The organism is Termitidicoccus mucosus (assembly GCF_038725785.1).
Classification (GTDB): domain Bacteria; phylum Verrucomicrobiota; class Verrucomicrobiia; order Opitutales; family Opitutaceae; genus Termitidicoccus; species Termitidicoccus mucosus.
Map to the genome: position 1 here is coordinate 3,801,714 of NZ_CP109796.1, position 17,122 is coordinate 3,818,835.

Genomic DNA, 17,122 nt, shown 5'->3' on the forward strand with positions numbered 1-17,122 from the left:
AAGCCCCGCGAGGAAATTACGATTTACTGATTACGATGTACGATTTGAGGGCGCAGCCGCGCCGTCATGCGCATGGCGCGGCTGCGCCCAAATCGTAAATCGTCCATCGTAAATCGTAATTTTTCCCCTCACAGCTCCGTGTATTTGTCCGAGCGCCCGCGCGCTTTTTCGACGGGGTATTTTTTGGCGTTGGCGGACATCTTTGCCTCGATCACGGCGGCCACGTCCATGCCGGTCATGTTGGCGAACTCCAGCGCGTAGATCACGACGTCGGCCAGTTCCTCCTCGATTTTTTTGCGCCGCGCCTCGTCGCGCGCGACGGCGCGCGATGCCTCCGGGGTGCTCCACAAGAAGTGCTCCATCAACTCGCCGGCCTCGGCGGCGAGCGCCATGCTCAGGTTCTTGGGGGCGTGAAACTGCTCCCATTCGCGTTCGCGCGCAAAGGCCAGCACGCGAGCCTTCAGTTCCGCCAGTGTCGTAGTCGAGTCGGAGAGGGCATTCATTGGTCTGGTTGTAAAGCATGGACGAAATCGTCACAAAACGAAAATTAAATCTTGGCGGTTGGCCCGGCACCTGCTGAGATGCATCCGCAACGTTCATTACATGAGTCTGCATCACCAACATCTTCGCGCTTGCGCCGACGCTTCGTTTACGAAGGTCGTGTGTGCCCGCGCCCAGATGCAGCAGGCCATTGTCAAATGGACGAAACGATCCACCGGCACGGGCTTTGAGGCCTAAACACTCCGCAAGCACGGAAACAGTTTAGCCCATTTTTTTAAGCCCGGCCTTTCACAAGAAGAGCACGAGTCAACCGCCATGCATACCATGATCCATCCGCTCAACACCGCCACCGCCTCCAGTCGCGCCCACGAGTCTTCGGACAAATCGTTCCGAAGCCCTCACTACGACTGCACGGAACAGGACGACACGATGCGGCTCACGGTTTATGTGCCCGGGGTTGATGCGGCCGGCGTGGAGATCACCGCGCGCGGCCCCGACCTCACCGTGATCGCCCGCAAGACCCGTTTTGTGCGCGACAACTGGAAGGCGCTCCACCTGGAAAACGCGCAACGCGACTACATGCTCAGGCTGCGCATCGGCCACGGCTACGATCACGACGGCATCGCGGCGGAACTGAACCGCGGCATCCTCACGATCGCGCTGCCGCGGCGCGCGCCCGCGCCCGCCATCGCGCCGGTGCTCCGCCACTGCTTCGCGGCGTGAGCCGGCGCGCAGCGCCGGCAAATCCCAAATCACGAAATTCCAAAGCCCAAAAAATCTCAAATTCCAAAAGACCGAAATTCCAAAGGCGCATGCCGCCGGCGCGGTTCTGTTTTTTTTGAAATTTGAAATTTTAAAATTTGGAATTTTTTTGGGATTTGGGATTTCGTGATTTGGAATTTGCCGGTGCCGTCGGCACCGGCCTATGCACTGCGTTCCAACATCACGCGCACGATGCCGCCGGTGAGGTATTCGGCGATGTCATCGACGAACCGCTGGAAATCGACCGCAGCCGAGCCGTCCGCGCGGTCGGAGATCACGCGGACAATCGCCGCCGGCACGCCGCCCATCTCGTGGCAGACCTGCGCCACCGCCGCGCCCTCCATCTCGACGCCGAGCGCGTCCGGCTGCAAGCCGCGCAGCGCCGCCGCCTGCGCGGCCCCGCCCACGAACTGGTCGCCGCTGATCACCAGCCCCCGCCGGACCGACGGCGTGGCGATGCCGAAGGCCGCCCGCCGCTCCGCCGGAATCTCCGCCTCCAGCGCGCCCGCGATGTAGGCGCGCGCGGCGGCCTCGGCCTCGGGCGCAAGCGCGGCGGGAAACTCGGAGCGATTGAGCAGCGGCACCTCGAAACGCGGGAAAATCGGGCGCGCATCCATGTCGTGTTGCAAGAGCCGGTCGGCGATCACCACGTCGCCCGGGCGCAGCCTCGGGTCGAGCGCGCCGGCCACGCCGGTGAAAATGACGCGATCCACGCCGAACCGCTCCAGCAACAGCGTGGTGGTCAGGGCCGCGGAGACTTTTCCGACGCGCGACAAGGCCAGCACGATGCGCCGCCCGCCCCACTCGCCCTCATGGAATGTCCGCGTGCCGACCACGACGCTCCGGTGCGCCGTCATGCAGCGTTTGATCAAGGCCACCTCCTGGGGCAGCGCGCCGAGAATGCCAAATTTCATATCAGGTCGAATCTGCGAATCGGAAAGGCGCCGAGTCAACGCGCCAACGCTTGGGCGCGCGCGATTTGCCTTGTTTCCGGGCTTGCGGACGAGACGGTGGAAATTCACCTTTTTGCATCTTCCTGACATGTCCAGCGACCCGCTCATCACCCGCCTCAAACACCTTATCGTGGAAACCCTCAACCTTGAGGACATCAACCCCGATGAAATCGACGAAAACGCGCCGCTCATCGGCTCCGGGCTCGCGCTCGATTCCATCGACGCGCTCGAGCTCGTCGTGAAGCTCGAGAAGGAATTCGGCATCAAAATCAGCAGCAGCGAGGAATCCAAGGCCGCCCTCGCCAGCGTCAAGGCGCTCGCCGATTTCATCCGCGAACGCTCCGGCGGTGCCGCCTCGGATTAAGTCGATTTTGATCGACTTAATCCGACTCAAATCGCGCCGCCGCAAAAAATCGCCGCCGCCAACCACGCCATGCCCGCCCCCGTCCGCCTCGCCGCCTGCGAATGCCTCACGCCTTTCGGCGGGACGGCGGACACGCTCGCGGCGTTGCTGCGCGGGAAAAGCGCGTTGCGCGCGACGCCGGTGCTCGGGCGCGAGGGCGGCGACGCGGTGCCGCTGGCGCTGCTGCCGGGGCGCGCGCTCGACGAGACCGCGCCGCCCGCGTGGCTGGCGGCGCTGCGCGGGTTTCTCGCGCCGGTTTGCGGGCCGGACTGGGGCGCGGCCCGGCGGCCGGTTTGCGTGACGAGCAGCAACTTCGGCGTGGGCAGCCTCTACGCGTTTCGGCGCTCGGGCGACGCGGCGCACACGCCGCATGGCTCCACGCACGGCTCGGTCGCGCTGGTGCGCGGGGCGTGCGGCTGGGGCGAAAATGTCACGGTGTTTTCGCATGCGTGCGTGTCGGCGCACCTCGGCCTGCTGCACGCCGCGCGGCTGGTCGGGAGCGGCGCGGCGGACGAGGCGCTGGTGGTGTCGTATGACTTTTTGAGCCCGTTTGTGGCGGGGGGTTTTCACGCGCTGAAAATCCTCAACGCCGATTTCCCCGCGCCCTACTGCGAGCGCGCGACCGGCTCCATCGGGCTCGGCGACGGCGCGGCGTTCGCGATCGTGGCGCGCGACCGCGGCGACTTCGCGCTCGGCGCGCACGCGCTGCACAACGAGATGTTTCACGCCACGGCGAACCAGCCCGACGGCGCGGGGTTCGCGACGGCGTTCGCGCCCGTGGCGCGCGCGGCGGCGGAGCGCGGCCTGCGCAACCTCTGGGTGAAGGGGCACGGCACCGGCACGCTGGAGGCGGGCCGGCTCGAAACCGCGGCGGTGGCGGCGGCGTTTCCCGGCGCGCGGCTCACCGGCTGGAAAGGCGGGCTGGGGCACACGCTCGGCAGTTGCGGGCTGGTCGAGCTGGCGGTGGCGGCGGCGGCGATGCGCGGCGGGCGCGCGCCCGGCGTGGCCGGCGGCGCGGCGCCCGCGTTTGCGGATCACGTGGCGCTCGACGCCATCGACACCGGCGCGAGCGACGGCGTCGTTTGCGCGAGCAACGCTTTCGGCGGCGCGCACGCGGCGCTGCTTCTTCATCATGTTTGAACGCCTCATCACCGCCCTCCATACCGACTCCGCCTGCGCCGGAGACGAGGAGCCGTCCGCCACGCGCGAACGCCTGAAGGCGTGCTTCCCGCCCGGCGCGGCGCGGCGCATGACGCAGCTCGGCATGCTCGTGAGCGCGGCGCTCGCGCGCGTGGAGCCGGGCGCGGACGACGCCATCATCTACGCCACGCAATTCGGCGAGGGGCGCACGCTGGAGTCGTTCCTGGAAAGTTTTCCGGCCGCGAGCCCGACGGGTTTCCAGACCTCGATCCATCCCGGCGCGGTGCAGCAGGGCATGATCCGCCGCGCGCAGCCGGTGCGCGAATTTTTTCCGATGGCGGGCGGCGCGTTTCTGCCGGGGCAGGCGCTGCTGGCCGCGATGCTTTCCCCGGCGCCGCGCGTGGTGCTTTGCGGCGGTGAGGAGCGGGGCACGTGGCTGCGCGAGGTCGGCGCGGCGGCCGGCGCGACCTTCGCGTATGCGCTGGCGCTGCTGGGTATCAATAAATCGGATACAAATGAAAATGCGGCGCATGCGGAGAGGGCGCTTGGCCGCGTCATGCTCGCGCCCGCGGATGAACCGGCGGCGGGGCTTGCGCCCGCGGAGTGGTTCGCGTTGCTGCACGGGCGGAAAAACTTCGACGGCATCGCCGCGCCCGGCTGGCGGCTGCGTCTCACCTGGAGCGACGCATGAACGCTTCCTCCGCCACTCCTCATGCCCCCGCGCGCCGCAATCCCGGGCCGAGCTGGGGCTATCGTTTCCTGCGCGCGGCGGACCGCGTGCTGCCCGAGCGCATCTACAAGCCGCTGCGCGCGCTCGGCACGCTCATCGCGATGACGCGCATGCCCGCCGAGCGCCGCCACTCGCGCGAATATCTTTCCATCGTGCTCGGCCGGCGACCGGCCTGGCGCGAGGTCTTCCGGCATTTTTTCGCGTTCGAGGAAATGCTGATGGACCGCCTCCGCGTCGCCGGCGGCCGCGATTACCGCACGACCTTCGGGCCGGACACGGCGGATTTCAAGGCGTGGCTCGAGCACGGCGGACGTGTGCTGATCGGCTCGTTTCACGTGGGCGCGTCGGATTTGCAGGGCTGCCAGATCGGCGGCTACGAGCACCTTGCCGTGCGCATCGTGCGGCAGCGCGTGGGCAACTCGCACGACACCGACAAGCTCGCCGAGCGTTTCGGCGAGCGCCTGAAATTCATCTGGATCAACGAGCCGCAGGAGGCGCTCTACGCGCTGAAGGTCGCCGCCGATTCGTCCGCGGCCATCGTGATGCATTGCGACCGCGTGGAGTTCAGCGCGCGCACGGCGGCGTTTGAGTTTCTCGGCGCGCGGCGGCTGTTTCCGGTGACCATCTACAACCTCGCGCTTATCTTCAACCGGCCCGTGATTCTCGCCGTCGGCATGCCGAGCGGGCCGGCGGCGGCGGTGCTGCACGCGTCGCCGCGCTTCGATCCCGTCGAAGGCGAGCCGCGCGCCGCCGCGATGCGCCGGGCGCACGCGCATTTCCAGGCGTTTCTGGGCAGGCTCGAAGCCCTGCTGCACTCCGATCCGTGGCAGTGGTTTAATTTCATTCCGCTGAATCCGGTGGCGGAGGGGGCTGCGGCGGGCGGACAAGGAGGAGAAAACAGATGAGCGCCGTCGTCGCGCCTTGTTCTTCCCTCTTTATTCTTTCTCTTTCCTCTTTCTCTCCTCTCCGCGTTTTTTTGGAGAAAGAGGAAAGAGAAAGAATAAAGAGGAAAGAGCACGGGCGGGGAGGTCGGCCCGCGCCATGACCCGCCGTATCGCATGCATTTATTATGCCCTCGCCTACTATGCCTCGTGGGCCTGGTTCGGCCTCGGCGGATGCGCCGTGAACCTGCTCAGCCTGCCGTTGCTGCCGTGGCGGCAATCCCCGCGGGTGAACCGCCTCGCGCGCCGCGCGGTGCGCGTGCTGTTCCGCCAATGGGTGTTCTGGTTTCGCACCAGCCGCATGCTGCGCATCACATGGCGCGGTTTCGCGAGGCCGGCGGCGGCGCCGGCGGCCCGCCCCGGCACGGTGTTCATCGCGAATCATCCGACGCTGGTTGACGCGCCCATTTTGCTCGCGCGGCTGCCCGCCGACACCGTTTGCATTTTCAAACCCGCGCTCATGCGCAATCCGGCCATCGGCCCGGCGGCGATCGTGGGCGGGCACGCCTCGGGCACGGGCGGCATCGACCTCGTGCGCGATCTCGCGGAGCGAATCGCCGGCGGGCTTTCGCTGCTCATTTTCCCCGAAGGCACGCGCACCGACGCGGGCGCGGCGCTGAACCCGCTCAAGCCCGGCTTTGCGCTCATCGCCAACCGCGCCGGCGCGGCGGTGCGACTCGTGCGCATCCGCAGTTCGCGCGGGCTCGTGCCGCGCGGACGCGCGTGGTGGAAGCCGCCGGCGGTGCTGCCGGCCACGCTGGAATTTGCGCTCGACCGCGAGTGGCCGCATGACCCGCGAAAGCCGGCGGCGGCATTGACCGCTGAAATCGAGGCGTATTTGCGCGGGGAACTGGTAAAGGAGGCCGGGCGATGAGCGCATCACCGACATTTTATCGTTCTCTTATGCCATTTACGAACAAGCTTGTCCCTTCAGGTAGGGCGAGGCGTCCCGCCGAGCCGCAATCCGCCAACGGCTCGGCGGGACGCCTCGCCCTACCACTCATGACGTCTCATAGTGCCATTCTCATTCGTAAGTGGTGTTGCTCGTTCTCGAAACAGTGCGAAAACCAAAAAGAGGACGAGCAAGAGAACTGTCTTCCCGCATGAACCCTCCCGTTTCCAGCACGCATCTTGTCCTTGTCCCGAGTTACAACACCGGGGCGGAGCTGCTGCTTTCCACGGTGCGCGGCGCGCTGGCGCACTGGCGTCCGGTCTGGGTGGTGGTTGACGGCAGCAACGACGGCAGCGCCGAGGCCGTCGCGCGGCTTGCGCTGGAGGAGCCGGGCTTGCGCGTCATCATGCGCGCGAAGAACGGGGGCAAGGGGGCGGCCGTGCTCGAAGGCGCGGAGCTGGCGGCGGCGAAGGGGTTTTCCCACGTGCTCGTGATGGACGCCGACGGGCAGCACCCGGCCGGCCGTATCCAGGATTTCATGACAGCCTCGCTGCGCGAGCCGTCCGCGCTCGTGCTGGGACGCCCGGTGTTCGGCCCGGAGGCGCCGCCGGTGCGGCTGAAGGGGCGCAGGCTCAGCGTCGGGCTGGTGCATTGCGAGTGCCTCGGCGGCGGCATCGACGATCCGTTGTTCGGTTTTCGGGTGTATCCCGTCGCGCCGCTCGTGCGCGTGATGAGGCGCACGCGGTTTGCGCGGCGCTACGACTTCGATCCCGAGATGGCGGTGCGTTTGTTCTGGGCGGGCGTGCCCACGGTGAACATTCCGGCGGCGTGCCGCTACCTGTCGCGCGCGGATGGCGGCGTGTCGCACTTTCATTACGTGCGCGACAACATCCGCATGGCCTGGCTGCACACGCGGCTCATCGCCGCGCTGCTGTTGTGGCAATGGCCGGCGGCGCGGCGCGCGCAAAGGAAGAGGAAATGATTTTCGATGTCAGGTTTCTCAAATACCAAAATCCCAGCGTCACCCATGACCAAACTTCCATCGCTCCGCCCCGTTCTCGTCATCCTTCTGCTGCTCGCCGCCATCGTGCGCGCCGCGCCGCCAGCGGAACCGGGGCCGGTCATCGAGGCGGGCCGGAACGACGGCGAGTGGCGCTGGTTGTTTTCCGCGCTCGCGGCGAAGGGCGCGATGATGTCCACCTTCACCGAGGAGCGCTGGTTTTCCATGCGCAAGACGCCGACCGTGCTTCAAGGCGAGATGCGTCTGCTGCCGGGCCGCGGGCTGAGCCTGCATTACACGGAGCCCGAGGAGCAGTTGCTCGTGGTGGACGACGCGGGCCTGCTGATGCGCGACGCAAAGGGGCGGACGCGCGAGATCAAAACCGAAGCGCGCGCGGCGGGGCTGTCGGCGGCGTTGCTGCCGGTGATGCAGTTCGACCTGGAAAAACTGCGGGAGGATTTTTATCTGCACGCGGCGCGCGACGGAAACGACTGGCGCCTGGATTTTGTGCCGCGCGACCGCGAACTGGCGCGCACGCTGGGCAGCCTGGTCGTGACCGGCATCGGCACGACGGTGCGGCGGCTGGAATTTCGCCACTCGGCCAGGCAGCGCATCGTGGTCATCATCAAAACCGCCGACACAGGCGTGACGTTCTCGGAGGAGGACGCGCGGAGATTTTTCAGGTGAGCGACAAGCAATGAATCCCCTGAAACAGAAATGGCTCGCGCGCGCCCTGCTCCTGACCGGGGCGGTTGTGGGCGGGGCGTGGCTGTGGTCGTTGGATTTTTCGCGAAAGATTTCGCATGATCTCCTCGACCTCGTCCCGAGCGGGGAACGCGCGGCGGAACTGGCGGTGGTGCGCTCGCTGGCGAACGAGAAGCAGGCGCGGGTGGCGTTGTTCGCGTTGCGCGCGCCGGAGGGAAGCGCGCGCGCGGGCGAAGCGGCGGAGGCGTTCGCGGGCGCGCTGCGCGCGTCGCCGGCGTTTGCCGAGGTGGAGATGGCGGGCGACACCCGTTCGCGCGACGCGCTGGGCCGGCAGATTTTCGAGCAGCGCATGGAGCTGTTGCTGCCCGGCTGGCTGGCGGAGAAGCGGCGGGAGTTCGAGTCGGCGACGGAAACGGCGGCGGCGGATTTTCCCGCCTGGCTGGCGGAACGGACGGCGGCGGAACTGGAGGCGTTTCTGGCCCGGCCGGAGGCCCTGGCGTTTCAGGAGGTGCTGCCGGCGGACCCGTTGCTGCTGCTGCCGGGACTGGTGGAAAAGGTGATGGCGCTCGGCGGGGAGCCGGCGGCGCCGGCGGGAATGTCGCTGGTGTGGGCGCTGACGCGCGACAAGCCGATGGACGAGGCGGGACAGGGGCCGGTGTTCGCGGCCGTGGAGACGGCGCTGGCGGCGGCGCGCGCGGTGGAGCCGGGGGTGTCGCTGCGGTGGACGGGCATCGCGCGGTTCGTGGAGGAAAACAGCCGCCGCATCCAGCATGAGATGTCGCTGCTGAACGCGCTTTCGCTCGTGGCGGTGCTCGGGGTGGCGGCGGTCTGCCTGCGGCGGATACCGAAGGCGCTGCACCTCGCGCCGGTCGTGCTGGGCGCGGTGCTGGGGGCGTGGGTGGCCGTGACGCTGGCGTTTGAGCGCGTGCACGTGCTGGTGTTTGTCATCGGCTCGCTGCTGGCGGGCGTGGCGATCGACTACGGGTTCTATCTTTATCTCCAGCCGCCGTTGTATCCGGGTGAGCACTACAGCGAAAAGGCGCGCCGGCTGATGAAACCGCTGCTGGGGAGCGCGCTGACCACGGTCATCGGGTTTTCGCTGCTGATGTTCTCCGACCTTCCGCTGATCCGCCAGCTCGGGGTGTTTGTCAGCGCGGGGCTGCTGGCGGCGCTGGCGGCGGCGCTGCTGTGGTTCGCGCAGGTGCGCGAGCCATTCATGCAGACGCGGGCGTTTGCCCGGGCGCAGGCGCGTCCGTCGCGGCGGGGGCGCGGGGCGGCGCGGGTGGCGCTGGGCGTCATCGCGGCGGCGGCGCTGGGCGGGCCGTGGCTGCTGCATTGGCGCGACAATATTCGCGAGCTGGAAATCCCGACCCCGGAGCTGCGGCGCGAGGCGATGGAGCTGCGGGCGTTGTTCGGGGAATCGGCGCAGCGCACGATTTACCTGACGCGCGGCGCGACGCCGGGCGCGGCCCGGGAGTCGCTGGAGACGTTTTTTGCGTGGCACGCCGAGGCGTTTCCGGGGAGCGCGGCGGCGTCGCTGGGGCAGGCGCTGCCGTTGCCGGGGGATTGGGACGCGGCGGACGCGCGGCTGGCGGAGCTGGAGCGCGGGGATTTTGCCAAAAAACTTCGCGCGGCGCTGGCGCGGCGGGAATTCGACGCGGAGGGATTCGGGCCGTTTTTCGCGGCGTGGGGGAAGAGGATGACGACCGCGAAAAATTACGACGACGCGACGCGCGCGCTGGCGGGGGCGTTGCGCGGGCGGATGTCTCTGTTGATGTCAACGACGCCGGGCGAAAGCTGGTTTTTGACCGTGGCCAATCACGCGCCGGGCGCGGAGCCGCCGGCGGAGCTGGGCACCATCAGCCTCGATCAGCTGGAGACGCTGAACCGCCTGTTTGCGCGGTATCGCGTGTCGGCGCTGCGCCTGAGCGCGCTCGGGCTGGCGCTGGTAGGGCTGAGCATGTGGGTGATTTACGGCGTGGGGCGCGGCACGCGGATTTTCGCGACGCCGGTAGGGTCGTGCCTGTTTGCGTTCGGCGTGCTCGGGCTGGCGGGGCAGACCTTGAACCTGTTTCATCTGCTGGGCGCGTTTCTCGGTGTCTGCCTGAGCCATAACTACGCGATTTTCGCCGCGGAAAACGATGCCCGGGGCGAGGAGCCGCCGCCGTCCATCCGGCTGTCTGCGCTGAGCACGGCCGCCTCGTTCGGGGTGCTGGCGCTGAGCCACATCCCGGTGGTGAAGGCGCTGGGCTCCACGGTGGCGCTGATTGTGCTGGGCGCGCTCGCAATCGTGGAGTTGAAACGCGTGGCGCGGTGCGCCAAGGCTAATGAAAAATGCAGAATGAATAATGTGAAATGATGAGCGACGAACACATGTGCCAGTGCCGCGCGGGGAACGCGCCGGATGTATCTGAAACAAGGATACAGACGGACGGACGCGGGTCACGCGGCGGGGGTGGTGGCGGCGGGCGGGTTTTGTTGATCAATCTCAATCGCTACGAGCAGCCGTATCCGGTTTATCCGCTGGGGCTGAGTTATGTGGACGGGGCGTTGCGCGCCGCGGGATTCGAGACGCGGCTGTGGGATTCCTACGCGGGACGGGGCACGATCGAGGAGTGCCTCGACGCCTTCCAGCCGGATTTCGTGGGGCTTTCATTGCGCAACATCGACAACGCGCAGAGCCACAACCCGCTGTCGTTTGTGCGCGACCTGGCGGATTGCTGCGGGCGGCTGCGTCCGCGCACGCGCGCGCCGCTCATCGTGGGCGGGAGCGGCTTTTCCGTTTTCCCGAAGGAGCTGCTGGAGCTGACCGGCGCGGATTACGGCGTGCAGGGCGAGGGCGAGACGGTCCTCGTGGAATTAATGGCGGCCTTGCGCGACGGGCGCGGTGTCGAGGGGCTGCCGGGCGTGGCGTGGCGCGACGCGGAAGGCGCGACGCATTGCAACGCGCGGCTGGCCGTGCAGGCGGGGTTCACCGCCGAGCCCGCGCACGATCCGGTGGTGCTCAAGGCCTACGCGGCGCACGGCTCGCTCATCGGCGTGCAGACCCAGCGCGGCTGCCCGCTGAAATGCTGTTACTGCGCGTATCCGCTCATCGAGGGGCGGCGCAGCCGGTTCCGCAGCGGGCCGGAGGTCGCGGAGGAGATGTCGCGGCTGGCGGCGGAGGGCGTGCGCTATACGTTCGTCGTCGATTCGGTTTTCAACACCCGCGACGACCACGTGGTCGAGGTCTGCGAGGCGCTCATCAAGGCCGGCATCGACATGGAATGGGAGTGTTTCCTGCGGCCGCGCGGGGTGAGCCGCGAATTGCTCGCGCTGATGCGGCGCGCGGGGCTGCGGCACGTGGAGTTCGGCTCGGACAGTTTTTGCGACCCGGTGCTCGCGCGCTACGGGAAAAGTTTCACCTACGACGACGTGCGCCGCATCAGCGAGGACGCCGCCGCGCTCGACATCAAATACAGCCACTTCCTGATTTTCGGCGGCCCGGGCGAGACGCCGGAATCGGTCGAGGAAACGCTGCGCCGCGCGGAGACGCTGCCGGGCGCGTTTTATTTCGCGACCATCGGCATGCGGATTTACCCGGGCACGGCGCTCTGGGAGCAGGCCGGCCCCGGGGCGACGGGCGAGCGGCCGGAGGATTTTCTCGGCGTGCCGCGCTTTTATCTGGAGCCGCCGCTGACGGTGGAGAGCCTCTATTCGCGTCTGTGGAAAGTGCGGGAAAACGCGCACAACTGGGTGGTGGGCGACCCGCCGCCGGCGTTTGTGGCGACGATGGAAAAACTCCGCAAACGCGGCATTCGCGGCCCGCTCTGGGAATACATCGAGGTGCTGCAACGCTACGCAGGGGCGAAGGGCTGATACTATTTCCCAATGAAAATCACCTTTCGTCTGGAGGGCCGAGCTCCTGCGAGGCCGTCGCGGTTATACGCGATGTTTTTCCGCGACGGCCTCGCAGGAGCTCGGCCCTCCAGACGGGTGAATCTCGTTCGGAATTGGCATGAGGGAGGCGGGCGTGGACGCGCCCGGGTCCCCGGCGGCGCTTACTTCAACAGCTTCGCGAGCGGCTCCCTGATGGCGTCGGCCCAGATCTTGTAACCCTGCTCGTTGGGGTGCAGCAAATCCGGCATGATGTCGCGCGGGAGCGTGCCGTCGGACGTGAGGAATTTCGGGCCGATATCCAGGAAGAAGACGCTTTTCCCGTCGTGCAGCGGGGCGATGAGCTTGTTGAGCTCGTTGACCTGCGCGCGCGATTTCGAGTCTTTTTCGCCGCGTGGAAACACGGCGAGCAGGAGGATTTTCGCATCGGGCAGTTTCGCGCGCAGGTAGCTGACCAGCGTGGCGACGCCCTCGGCGATTTCCGGCGAGGTGTTGCGCGGGGTCTTCTTGTCGCTCTCGAAGCCGGTGTTGTTCGTGCCGATCATCATCACGATGGCTTTCGGGCGGAGCGCGCCGATCTCGCCGTTTTGCAGGCGCCAGAGCAGGTGCTGCGTGCGGTCGCCGCTGATGCCGAAGTTCACCGCGTGGAGCGGCGCGTAGTTTTCATTCCAGGTTTCGAGTCCCTTTTTGCGCCAGCCGTCGGTGATGGAATCGCCGAGGAACAGCACTTGGCAGCCGGTTTCTTTTTTGGCGATTTCGACGAAACCTTCGTGGCGTTTCACCCAGTTTTCGCTGCGGGGCACCGGCTCGATCGCGGTGTTGGCGAAGACGGCGGCGGGGATGACGAGGGCAAAAGCCAGCAGGCTGGCGAGGATGCGGACAGGGGATGTTTTCATGTTTTTGCAGGATTGGAGAATTAAGCGAACCGCCTCAACGATGCCTCCGCCCCGAGGGAACACAACAAGGAGTTTTCCGCCCGCGGCCATCTCTCCTCTTGATTTTCCCGAAAGTCCGCTAAAATCACCGCTCCCTGTTTCCGTTCCCAACATTTTCCTGTCAACACACGCAACCTACAACATCCACCACCATCACCATGTCCGACACCGCCGCCGCCCCCCAGAAGTTCGAGTTCCAGGCCGAGATCAAACAGCTCCTCGATATCGTCATCCACTCGCTCTACACCGAGAAGGAAATCTTCATCCGCGAGCTCACCTCGAACGCGTCCGACGCCCTCGAAAAGCTCCGCCACCTCCAGCTCACCGAGAAAAACATCCTCGACGACAACCTCCCGCTGGAAATCAACATCACCACCGACGACACCGCCAAGACCATCACCATCCAGGATTTCGGCATCGGCATGACCAGCGCCGAGCTGGTCGAAAACCTCGGCACCATCGCGCATTCCGGCTCGAAGGCTTTCCTCAAGGCCCTCGGCGAGTCCGGCCAGAAAAACGCCAATCTCATCGGCCAGTTCGGCGTCGGTTTCTATTCCGCCTTCATGGTCGCGAAAACCGTGACGGTCCGCTCGCGCTCCTGGCGCGCCGACGAGCCCGGCCACGTCTGGACGAGCGACGGCTCCGGCTCCTACACCCTCTCGCCCTCCGACGGTGAACGCCGCGGCACCAAGATCGTCATCCAGCTCAAGGACGACGCCACCGACTTCGCCGCCGACTCCCGGGTGAAGGACATCCTCGAACGCTACTCCGCCTTCGTCACCTTCCCCATCAACCTCAACGGCAAACGCATCAACACCGTCCAGGCGCTCTGGCTGCGCAACAAGAACGAAATCAAGGACGAGGAATACACCGAGTTCTACAAGTTCCAGGCCCACGCCTACGACGACCCGCGCCTGCGCCTTCACTTCAGCGCCGACGCGCCCCTCTCCATCAACGCCCTCCTCTTCGTCCCCAAGGAGAACACCGAGCGCTACGGCCTCGCCCGCCTCGAACCCGCCGTCTCCCTCTACTGCCGCAAAGTCCTCATCGACGCCCGCCCGAAAGACCTCCTCCCCGAATGGCTCCGTTTCCTCAAGGGAGTCGTGGACAGCGAGGACCTCCCGCTCAACATCTCCCGCGAGACCATGCAGGACAAGGCCCTGCTCGACAAAATCGGCAAGGTCATCACCAAGCGCTTCCTCAAATTCCTCGAGGACGAAGCCAAGTCCCGGCCCGAGTCCTACGACGAATTTTACCGGCAGTTCGGCATCTTCATCAAGGAAGGCGCCGCCCTCGATTTCACCCACAAGGAGCAACTCACCAAACTCCTCCGCTACGAGTCCTCGCTCACCGACAAAGGCAAGGCCACCTCGCTCGCCGACTACGTCTCGCGCATGAAGGAAGGCCAGGCGGAAATCTACTACCTCGTCGGCGCCAGCCGCGAGGCCATCGAAAGCGGCCCCTATCTGGAAGGCTTCAAGTCCCGCAACCTCGAAGTCCTCTTCTGCTACGAGCCCGTCGATGAATACGTGATGAACAACGTCCGCGAATACGACGGCAAAAAACTCACCGCCGCCGACCACGCCGACGTGAAACTCCCCGACGCGCCCAAGCCCCCCGCCGACGCCACGCTCTCCGAAGCCGACACCAAGACGCTCGTCGAATGGCTCGCCAAAACCCTCGCCGCCCACGGCGTGGCCGAGGTGAAAGCCAGCGACCGCCTCGTCGATTCGCCCGCGCTCGCGCTCAACGCCGACAAGTTCATGACCCCGCACATGCGCCGCATGATGAAAGCCATGAACAAGGACGAAGGCAGCGCGCCCCTCCGCGTGAACCTGGAAATCAACCCGGCCTCGCCCGTCATCAAGCACCTCTTCGCCACGCACACCGCCGCGCCGGAGAAAGCCGCGCTGGTCGCCGAGCAAATCCTGGACAACGCCCTCATCGCCGCCGGTCTCCTGGAGGACGCCAGCAAGATGGTCTCCCGCATTTACAAGCTGCTCGAAACCGTGTGAGGCCAACAGCCGGAGCCGCCCTTTCGTAGCGCAGGCATCCCTGCCTGCGCGAACCGGCCGGTTTCCAGAGGGAAGCCGGGGACTTCACAGAAAAGTTGCCAGTTGACGGCGGCAACCTGACCGATGAAGTCAAAAAAGACCGCATTCACCATCAAGCCGTTCAAGAATCGCAACGGCACGATCTCCTACCGCGTGGCCGGCTGGCTGCTGGGCGAGCGCATCCGCAAAAACTTCAAAACTCGGGAGGCCGCCATCCTTGAACGCGGAACCCTGCAACTCAAGCAGGCGCAGGCCGATTCGGACTTGCGCGTGACCTCGACTTTCCTCACCGAGCCCCAGTTGCGCGAGGCCGAGGCCGCATTTCTCAAGCTCAAGGACAGGCCGCGCACGCTGACGTTCTACCTCGACCTTGGCCTTGAAACCCACCGCGAGCCGAAGTCCGACCACCTCCTTGCTGATGCGATTGTCGCCTACCTCGCGGAGCGCACCAAGGACGTGACCCGAAAGGCCATCTGTCAGCGGCAGCTCAATGCCATCCGCATCGAATTGACGCTCTTCAAGGAAGAGTTTCCCGATTGTACCTTGGGTGAATTGACGACCGAGAAACTCCTAAAATACCTCCGTCGGGACTCTGCCACGGCGAAGACGCAGAACAACCGCCGCGCCACCCTGTCCACCTTTTTCAAATACGCCCTCGCCCAAGGCTGGTTGCTGGAAAACCCGGCCAAGGCCATTGTCCGGCAGCGCACCGGGCACAACCGGGGCTCGGCCCCGGCGCTGAACGCCGCGCAGGCCGCCGAACTCATGGCGCACGTGGAAACCGTCCACGACGGGGCGCTCGTGCCGTATTTCGCGCTGTGCCTGTTCGCCGGCATCCGGCCCGAGGGGGAGGTCACCAAGCTGCCCGCCGACGACGTGCGCGTGGAAACCGCCGCGATCACCATCGAGCCGTGGGTGTCGAAGGTGAACATGCGCCGTCTCGTGACCATTCAGCCGAACCTTGCGGCATGGCTCCAAGCGTATCCGCTGGAAAAATACCCCATCATCCCGTCCAAGGACAAGATGAAGAACGTCACCGGAAAAATCACGCGCATCCGGCGGCAATTCACACTCGGGCACGACGTGTTGCGGCACACGTTTATTTCGATGCACGTGGCAAAGTTCCGCTCGATGGGCGACGCGGCGTTGCAGGCGGGCAACTCGGAAAAAATCATCCGCCGGCATTACCTGAATGTGACCACCCCGCAGGAGGCGGAGGCATTCTTCGGGATTGTGCCATTGAAAAAATCGGAGGCGAAAGCGCCACAGGCCGTCCCGGTCACCGTCGCCCCTGCCGCCGCCACGCTTCCCGAGGCCCCCCGGCTCGCGGCCTGAACGCCAGGGACGCCGCGTGCCACGGCACGGCGTGGACGGGCGCAAAGGCCGGTCCGCCCCATGCCGTGCTTCCCCGTCGTTTTGGGCCGCCCCATTCGGGGATGCGCAATCGGCACAGCCGCCGTATTGCGATGACCGCGTGACAAGGGCATGGAAACCACGCGAAACACCAACCGCCGCCACCAGAAGCACCGCGCCGTTGCCAATGCCGCCGCGCGACCAGGCGCGGGACTAATTTCCCATATGTGGGAAATTCACCGGAAGCACTCCGCACTCGCATCGCACGAAAACCACCCATGGGCCTGCATCACGCGGAGCCTGTTTTGAAGGATACGGGGAGCGCCGCGTCTGGCGAGACCATGGCCGCGTTTGCCGACACGGCTTCCTGCACTTATGAAACGAAGCATCGTTTCTTTGAGCTGAGACACCACACCCGCTGCCGCCACCGCCGCAAACGTCACCGGCAATGATGCCGACATCCAGTCGCTCACCGACATCAACGGACTGCACATGAACGGGATTTTCCCGCGAGGAAAAGAACCCTCGATCCACACGCCGCACAGGACCAAGCGCCGCCGTATCCCCGTTCACCGCCTCGACTGACACCGAGCAATTTTCCACCCGTGAAAAATTCCACCTGAAACGTAAGCATGCAATTGTGACGTGTAGTGGAGGAGACGAGAGACTGGAGTAGCGTTAGCGAAATTACAACTCATAGGGGACAGAAGCGAACCCCGTCTGGCAATCAATGAGGAGTCATGGCACAACTGCCTGTGCGTGCTGTGCTTTCCGCCCAAGTTGGAAACGGGGCCAACGACTGCGGCAGGACACCGATGGGGAGGATTCCAGCTCTTCAAACTTTTTCGCACTCACCTCTGTTTCTCTATGCTGGAAA

15 protein-coding genes are annotated in these 17,122 nt (G+C 65.8%); 12 read left to right on the forward strand and 3 right to left on the reverse strand.

Annotated features, from left to right (window positions below; all coding sequences use genetic code 11):
• Positions 1-128: 128 nt before the first annotated feature.
• Positions 129-503 (reverse strand): nucleotide pyrophosphohydrolase, encoded by a 375-nt coding sequence (locus OH491_RS13205; RefSeq protein ID WP_068770848.1) that lies wholly within the window; start codon positions 501-503, stop codon positions 129-131.
• Positions 504-816: 313 nt separating this feature from the next.
• On the opposite strand from OH491_RS13205, the gene OH491_RS13210 reads away from it, so the two are divergent.
• Entirely contained in the window at positions 817-1,224 is a 408-nt protein-coding gene (locus tag OH491_RS13210) for an Hsp20/alpha crystallin family protein (RefSeq protein ID WP_068770847.1), read from the forward strand.
• Positions 1,225-1,424: 200 nt separating this feature from the next.
• Here OH491_RS13210 and OH491_RS13215 read toward each other — a convergent pair whose 3' ends face one another.
• Positions 1,425-2,177 (reverse strand): 5'-methylthioadenosine/adenosylhomocysteine nucleosidase, encoded by a 753-nt coding sequence (locus tag OH491_RS13215; protein ID WP_068770846.1) that lies wholly within the window; start codon positions 2,175-2,177, stop codon positions 1,425-1,427.
• Between the two features lie 127 nt (positions 2,178-2,304).
• Here OH491_RS13215 and OH491_RS13220 point away from each other — a divergent pair, with 127 nt between their 5' ends.
• From OH491_RS13220 to OH491_RS13260, 9 genes are all read left to right on the forward strand, one after another.
• A complete protein-coding gene (locus tag OH491_RS13220) occupies positions 2,305-2,580 on the forward strand; it encodes a phosphopantetheine-binding protein (protein WP_068770845.1) in 276 nt (91 codons plus the stop codon).
• 69 nt (positions 2,581-2,649) lie between these two features.
• Positions 2,650-3,759: a hypothetical protein gene (locus OH491_RS13225; RefSeq protein ID WP_068770844.1), complete on the forward strand. Its 1,110-nt coding sequence runs from the start codon at positions 2,650-2,652 to the stop codon at positions 3,757-3,759.
• Complete coding sequence (locus OH491_RS13230; RefSeq protein ID WP_068770843.1) at positions 3,752-4,450, forward strand: hypothetical protein; 699 nt, start codon at positions 3,752-3,754, stop codon at positions 4,448-4,450. The genes OH491_RS13225 and OH491_RS13230 overlap by 8 nt, the downstream gene beginning before the upstream one ends.
• Positions 4,447-5,394: a hypothetical protein gene (locus OH491_RS13235; RefSeq protein ID WP_068770842.1), complete on the forward strand. Its 948-nt coding sequence runs from the start codon at positions 4,447-4,449 to the stop codon at positions 5,392-5,394. Before OH491_RS13230 ends, OH491_RS13235 begins: the two co-directional genes overlap by 4 nt.
• Positions 5,395-5,530: 136 nt before the next feature.
• Positions 5,531-6,304 (forward strand): lysophospholipid acyltransferase family protein, encoded by a 774-nt coding sequence (locus OH491_RS13240; protein WP_068770841.1) that lies wholly within the window; start codon positions 5,531-5,533, stop codon positions 6,302-6,304.
• A gap of 229 nt (positions 6,305-6,533) precedes the next feature.
• A complete protein-coding gene (locus OH491_RS13245; RefSeq protein ID WP_068770840.1) occupies positions 6,534-7,304 on the forward strand; it encodes a glycosyltransferase family 2 protein in 771 nt (256 codons plus the stop codon).
• Between the two features lie 45 nt (positions 7,305-7,349).
• Positions 7,350-8,009, forward strand: a complete 660-nt coding sequence (locus OH491_RS13250) for an outer membrane lipoprotein carrier protein LolA (protein ID WP_068770839.1) — start codon at positions 7,350-7,352, stop codon at positions 8,007-8,009.
• A 10-nt stretch (positions 8,010-8,019) separates the two neighbouring features.
• On the forward strand, positions 8,020-10,386 hold the full coding sequence (locus OH491_RS13255; RefSeq protein WP_342751057.1) for an MMPL family transporter: 2,367 nt from the start codon (positions 8,020-8,022) through the stop codon (positions 10,384-10,386).
• A 119-nt stretch (positions 10,387-10,505) separates the two neighbouring features.
• Positions 10,506-11,885, forward strand: coding sequence for a lipid biosynthesis B12-binding/radical SAM protein (locus tag OH491_RS13260; RefSeq protein WP_068770837.1), 1,380 nt, complete (start codon positions 10,506-10,508; stop codon positions 11,883-11,885).
• A 182-nt stretch (positions 11,886-12,067) separates the two neighbouring features.
• Here the strand turns inward: OH491_RS13260 and OH491_RS13265 are convergent, their stop codons facing one another.
• The gene (locus OH491_RS13265) at positions 12,068-12,799 is read right to left on the reverse strand and encodes a platelet-activating factor acetylhydrolase IB subunit (RefSeq protein ID WP_068771155.1); all 732 of its coding nucleotides are present in this window, start codon (positions 12,797-12,799) and stop codon (positions 12,068-12,070) included.
• 197 nt (positions 12,800-12,996) lie between these two features.
• Here OH491_RS13265 and htpG point away from each other — a divergent pair, with 197 nt between their 5' ends.
• Together htpG and OH491_RS13275 are read left to right on the forward strand one after the other, a co-directional pair.
• A complete protein-coding gene (htpG, locus tag OH491_RS13270) occupies positions 12,997-14,853 on the forward strand; it encodes a molecular chaperone HtpG (protein WP_068770836.1) in 1,857 nt (618 codons plus the stop codon).
• Positions 14,854-14,976: 123 nt separating this feature from the next.
• Positions 14,977-16,227 carry a tyrosine-type recombinase/integrase gene (locus OH491_RS13275; RefSeq protein WP_068770835.1) on the forward strand — a complete coding sequence of 417 codons (1,251 nt, stop codon included), beginning with the start codon at positions 14,977-14,979 and terminating at the stop codon, positions 16,225-16,227.
• Positions 16,228-17,122: the final 895 nt, after the last annotated feature.

What these genes read in the sequence shown, in the direction of transcription:
- OH491_RS13205 (WP_068770848.1), bottom strand. Translation starts at nt 503, where the DNA reads ATGAATGCCCTCTCCGACTCGACTACGACACTGGCGGAACTGAAGGCT.
- OH491_RS13210 (WP_068770847.1), top strand. Translation starts at nt 817, where the DNA reads ATGCATACCATGATCCATCCGCTCAACACCGCCACCGCCTCCAGTCGC.
- OH491_RS13215 (WP_068770846.1), bottom strand. Translation starts at nt 2,177, where the DNA reads ATGAAATTTGGCATTCTCGGCGCGCTGCCCCAGGAGGTGGCCTTGATC.
- OH491_RS13220 (WP_068770845.1), top strand. Translation starts at nt 2,305, where the DNA reads ATGTCCAGCGACCCGCTCATCACCCGCCTCAAACACCTTATCGTGGAA.
- OH491_RS13225 (WP_068770844.1), top strand. Translation starts at nt 2,650, where the DNA reads ATGCCCGCCCCCGTCCGCCTCGCCGCCTGCGAATGCCTCACGCCTTTC.
- OH491_RS13230 (WP_068770843.1), top strand. Translation starts at nt 3,752, where the DNA reads ATGTTTGAACGCCTCATCACCGCCCTCCATACCGACTCCGCCTGCGCC.
- OH491_RS13235 (WP_068770842.1), top strand. Translation starts at nt 4,447, where the DNA reads ATGAACGCTTCCTCCGCCACTCCTCATGCCCCCGCGCGCCGCAATCCC.
- OH491_RS13240 (WP_068770841.1), top strand. Translation starts at nt 5,531, where the DNA reads ATGACCCGCCGTATCGCATGCATTTATTATGCCCTCGCCTACTATGCC.
- OH491_RS13245 (WP_068770840.1), top strand. Translation starts at nt 6,534, where the DNA reads ATGAACCCTCCCGTTTCCAGCACGCATCTTGTCCTTGTCCCGAGTTAC.
- OH491_RS13250 (WP_068770839.1), top strand. Translation starts at nt 7,350, where the DNA reads ATGACCAAACTTCCATCGCTCCGCCCCGTTCTCGTCATCCTTCTGCTG.
- OH491_RS13255 (WP_342751057.1), top strand. Translation starts at nt 8,020, where the DNA reads ATGAATCCCCTGAAACAGAAATGGCTCGCGCGCGCCCTGCTCCTGACC.
- OH491_RS13265 (WP_068771155.1), bottom strand. Translation starts at nt 12,799, where the DNA reads ATGAAAACATCCCCTGTCCGCATCCTCGCCAGCCTGCTGGCTTTTGCC.
- htpG (WP_068770836.1), top strand. Translation starts at nt 12,997, where the DNA reads ATGTCCGACACCGCCGCCGCCCCCCAGAAGTTCGAGTTCCAGGCCGAG.
- OH491_RS13275 (WP_068770835.1), top strand. Translation starts at nt 14,977, where the DNA reads ATGAAGTCAAAAAAGACCGCATTCACCATCAAGCCGTTCAAGAATCGC.